The organism is Haladaptatus sp. (genome assembly GCF_049589095.1).
Lineage (GTDB): Archaea > Halobacteriota > Halobacteria > Halobacteriales > Haladaptataceae > Haladaptatus.
On record NZ_JBAWAC010000353.1, the window covers coordinates 1 to 4,088 of the forward strand.

A 4,088-nucleotide genomic window follows, 5' to 3' on the forward strand; every position below is an offset into this window, starting at 1 on the left:
TCGATGTTTCGGGAGCCGATGAAGCCGTACACCGCCAGCGAAAGCGTCTGTGCGTGGTTGTTCGTGAGGATGAGCGAGAACAGCAGCTCGATCCACGCGAAGATGAAGCTGATGATGGCGACGGAGATGATGCCCGGGAGCGCCGAGGGCAACACGACCTTCCGGAACGCCTGTGATCGCGTCGCGCCGTCCACGAGCGCCGCCTCTTCGAGCGACTGCGGAATGCCGTCGAAGAAGGCCTTCATCACCCAGACCACCAGCGCGATGTTGATGGTCACGTACATGAACACCAGTCCGACCAGCGTGTCGTAGAGGTGGAACGTCCGGAAGATGACGAAGAACGGGATCACCACGGCGATGGGTGGCAACATCCGGGACGACAGTATCCAGATGAGCACGTCCGGCTTCTTCGGCACGTCGTAGCGCGAGAGGACGTACGCGCCCGGAACGCCGATCACCAGCACGATGATCACCGAGGCGGTGACGCTGATGAGGCTGTTGGTGAGCGCGTGGACGAACGACGGGTCGTTCGCCAGCTGCATGTAGTTGTACACCGTCGGCAGGAACACCCACTTCGGCGGGAGGTCCAGCGCGTGTCCCGGCGGTTTGAGGGACATGAACCCGATCCAGCAGAGCGGGGCGAGACAGACGAACGCCCACACGAGCAGGACGACGTGTCGCCCCACGTTCTTCGCCCTATTCGAGACCGCCATCACTCCAACACCCCCTCGAAGCCGACGACGCGAATCAGCACGTTACAGATGATGAGGACGACGACGAGGTACACGATGGCGAGCGCGCTCGCCGCACCGATGTCGATGTACGTGAACCCGGTCTGGAAGATCTGGATGCTGATGAGCTTCGTTGCGTTGCCCGGTCCACCGCGAGTCAGTCCGTACACCGTCCCGAACGTGCGGAACAGGTCGATGAGGCGGATGAGGAACGCCACGAAGATGACGGGTTTCATGTACGGGATGATGACGTGGACGTACGTCCGCCACGTCGGCGCGCCGTCGATGCGCGCCGCCTCTTTCAGTTCGTCCGGAACCGACGACATCCCCGCGTAGAGGATGATGAACATGAACGGCGTCCAGTTCCACGTGTCCATGAGGATGACCGTCAGCAGCGGCAGGTTGGTGAGGAAGTTCGGCGCCGCGAACGGCGTGTACGTGTTGATGGCGTACGCGATGATGCCGAGTTGCGGGTCGAGCATGATCCGTCCGATCATCGCCAAACTGACCGGCGCGACGGCCATCGGCAGGATGAAGACGATCCTGTAGAACGTCTCGGCCCACCTGTTCTTCACGTTCGTCAGCAACGCGGCGAGGAAGAACCCGATGGCGAGTTCGAGCACCAACGCACACGTCACGAAGATCGCCGTCACCGTGATCGACTTCCAGACGACGGGGTCGGTGAATATCACCCGGAAGTTGTGGAGTCCGGTGAACGTCCCGAGTTGCTCGGGGTGGACGTAGTTGTAATTGACGAGGCTGAGGTACAGGTCGTATATTCCGGGGAAGATGGTGATGAGGAGGACGACGAGCACCATCGGCGTAGCGAGCCACACCGGGAGGTACTCGTTCCACGCGCTGCGGAATCGCCCCTCGGATTGCGTTCCTTGGTTCGTTCCTGATTGGGTGTCTAAACTCATGGTTTGTCGGTCGAATTCGTCGTTCGGTGGTGGTTCGGTTCTCGATTCATGATCAGTTCCCTCCGACGGTCAACTCGGCCTGTTGTGCCGCCTTTTCCATCGCCGAATCGACGGACTTCCCGCCGGTTATCGCCTTCTGGAGTTGGATGGAGTACTTCTGGGCCCAGACGGGGTACATCGCGTCGTACGGCTCCGTCTCGGCGCTTTTCAGTGATTCGAGGGACACCTTGCTGAACTCCTTGCCGTACTTCTTCTCGTACGCCTTCTGCGACCAGATGGATTTTCGCGTCGGGAACGAGGCGCTCCGCTGAATCGCCATCCATCGCTGGGTCGGCTTCGACGTGGCCCAGAGCATGAACAGGAACGCCGCCTCGGAGTGTTTCGCGGCCTTCGATGTGGACAGTTGCCACGTGAACGCGCCCGGCGCGAACTTGCTTTCCGATCCCTTCGGCGTCACCATCTTCGCGACTCCGATGTCGCCGCCGTCCGGGGAGGCGTCCGCCAGGGTCCCCCAGAACAGGTTCGCGTCGTTCATCACGTGCGCGGCGGTGCCCTGTTGCATCGCCGCAACGACTTCGGACCACGTCATGGTGCCGATGGACGGCGGGCCGTAGTTCTGGAGCGCTTCCACGTAGTACTTACCCGCCTTCTTCGCCACGTCCGTGTCGAGGCCGGACTTTTCTGGATACGACTTCCACAGCTTGCCGCCGTACTCGCGGAGCCACGCGTCCATCGTGTAGACGTTCATCCCGTACCCTTTCTGACCGCGGTTGACGAGTCCCGAAACGCCGCTTTCGTTCTCCTGAATGACCTTCGCGTTGTGTAAAAACTGGTCGGTCGTCTTCGGAATCGACAGGTCGTGTTTTTCGTAGAGGTCCTTCCGGTAGAACATCGTGTGGACCTCGACGGTTATCGGCATCCCCGTCCACTTTTTCGTCCGCCCGGCCCCGTGGACCGCCTCCTGACACACGCCGATAAGGTCGTCCCGGTTGTACCAGTCCGGGTCGTAGAGGTCGTCGTCCTGGAAGTATGGGTCGAGGTACTGGAGCCATCCGGCCTGCCGGAACTGGTTGACGACTTGGTCCATGAAGAACACGTCGAACTTCCCGGCCCCGGTGCTCACGTCGGTCAGCCGCTTCGTCCGAAACTGCTGTTCCGGGAGGATGTTCCACACCACGTCGATCCCCGTGAGCTTCTCGAACATGGGAACGAGCGGTCGAATGCTGTCGATCCACGCGTGCTGGACGGCACCGACGTTGACCTTCTTCCCGGCGTGTTTCTTCCAATCGATGTTCGCGTCGGTGTACGCCGAGAGGTCGATGTTTCCGTCTCCCTTCGACGGGTCCACGGGCTTCGTTTCGCCGTTCCCCGAGCTCGCACTGCCGCCGCGCGTACAGCCGCTCAATGTGAGCGCGACACCCGTGCCCGCGTATGCGAGGAAGTCGCGGCGCGTTCTATTCGTCATCGTTCACCCGATCCGTTGCGCTGATTCGGTTGCTGGTGTTCATGGTTCTGTGTCCGCCTGTCATCCACACCGCTATTCCCGTGAGGTGACTTCGTGTCACACCGTCCGGTTCGATGTGTTTCAGCTATCCACGCGAGTAATTTGATTACAGATAATTAAGTATTGTCCTTATCGATGCTCACGTTGATAGCTCATATCTTGTATGCTACCACAACGACTATGTCCGGTGAATCGCTCACCGTAGCTATGGACTGTGACTTGACAGACCGTACCGCCCTCATCACGGGTGCTGGCCGCGGAATGGGAAAGAAAACGGCGAAGACGTTCGCGCGAAACGGTGCCGACGTCGTCATCAACGACGTGGACCCCGACGTGGCGGAGGAAACCGCCGCGGAAGTCCGGGACCTCGGCGTCGAAACCGTCGGCATCGCCGCCGACGTGAGCGACGCCGCCGAAGTCCAGGCGATGGTCGAGCGGGCGACCGAGGAACTGGGTCCCATCGATATCCTCGTGAACAACGCTGGCGTTGGCGACGCCGGGCCGTTCGTCGATGACTCCTACGACGACACGTTCGAATTGAACCTCGACGTGCACCTCTACGGATCGTTGAACTGCACTCGCGCGGTCATCGACGGGATGGTCGAGCGCGGCTACGGGAAGGTCGTCAACATCACGTCGATTCACACGAAAAACGGCGTCGGGATGTCGCCCGCCTACGACGTGGGCAAGTACAGCCTGCTCGGGTTGACCAAGAGCCTCGCGCTCGAACTCGGCCGCGAGGGGGTCCGCGTCAACGCCGTCGCGCCGGGTTGGGTGAACACCAGAATGACCGAGGGGATCAGCGACGCCGTGCGACAACAGATTTTGGACAACAACCCCATCGGCCGACTCGCGGAACCCGAGGACATCGCGGAAGCGGTAACCTTCCTCGCCTCACCCGCCAGCGACTACATCAACGGTCACGAACTTCGC

The 4,088-nt window shown here is 61.0% G+C and carries 4 protein-coding genes; 1 reads left to right on the forward strand and 3 read right to left on the reverse strand.

The window, feature by feature from the left end:
- The 3 genes from WBV42_RS11180 to WBV42_RS11190 form a co-directional block, all read right to left on the reverse strand.
- A partial coding sequence (locus WBV42_RS11180) for a carbohydrate ABC transporter permease (protein ID WP_423986100.1) occupies positions 1 to 713 on the reverse strand: 713 nt, incomplete at its 3' end.
- Entirely contained in the window at positions 713 to 1,651 is a 939-nt protein-coding gene (locus WBV42_RS11185) for a carbohydrate ABC transporter permease (protein ID WP_423986101.1), read from the reverse strand. The genes WBV42_RS11185 and WBV42_RS11180, both read right to left, overlap by 1 nt.
- Positions 1,652 to 1,703: 52 nt before the next feature.
- Positions 1,704 to 3,116, reverse strand: a complete 1,413-nt coding sequence (locus WBV42_RS11190) for an ABC transporter substrate-binding protein (protein ID WP_423986102.1) — start codon at positions 3,114 to 3,116, stop codon at positions 1,704 to 1,706.
- 246 nt (positions 3,117 to 3,362) lie between these two features.
- Between WBV42_RS11190 and WBV42_RS11195 the strand changes: the two genes are divergently transcribed.
- On the forward strand, positions 3,363 to 4,088 hold a 726-nt coding region (locus WBV42_RS11195), incomplete at its 3' end, for an SDR family NAD(P)-dependent oxidoreductase (RefSeq protein WP_423986103.1).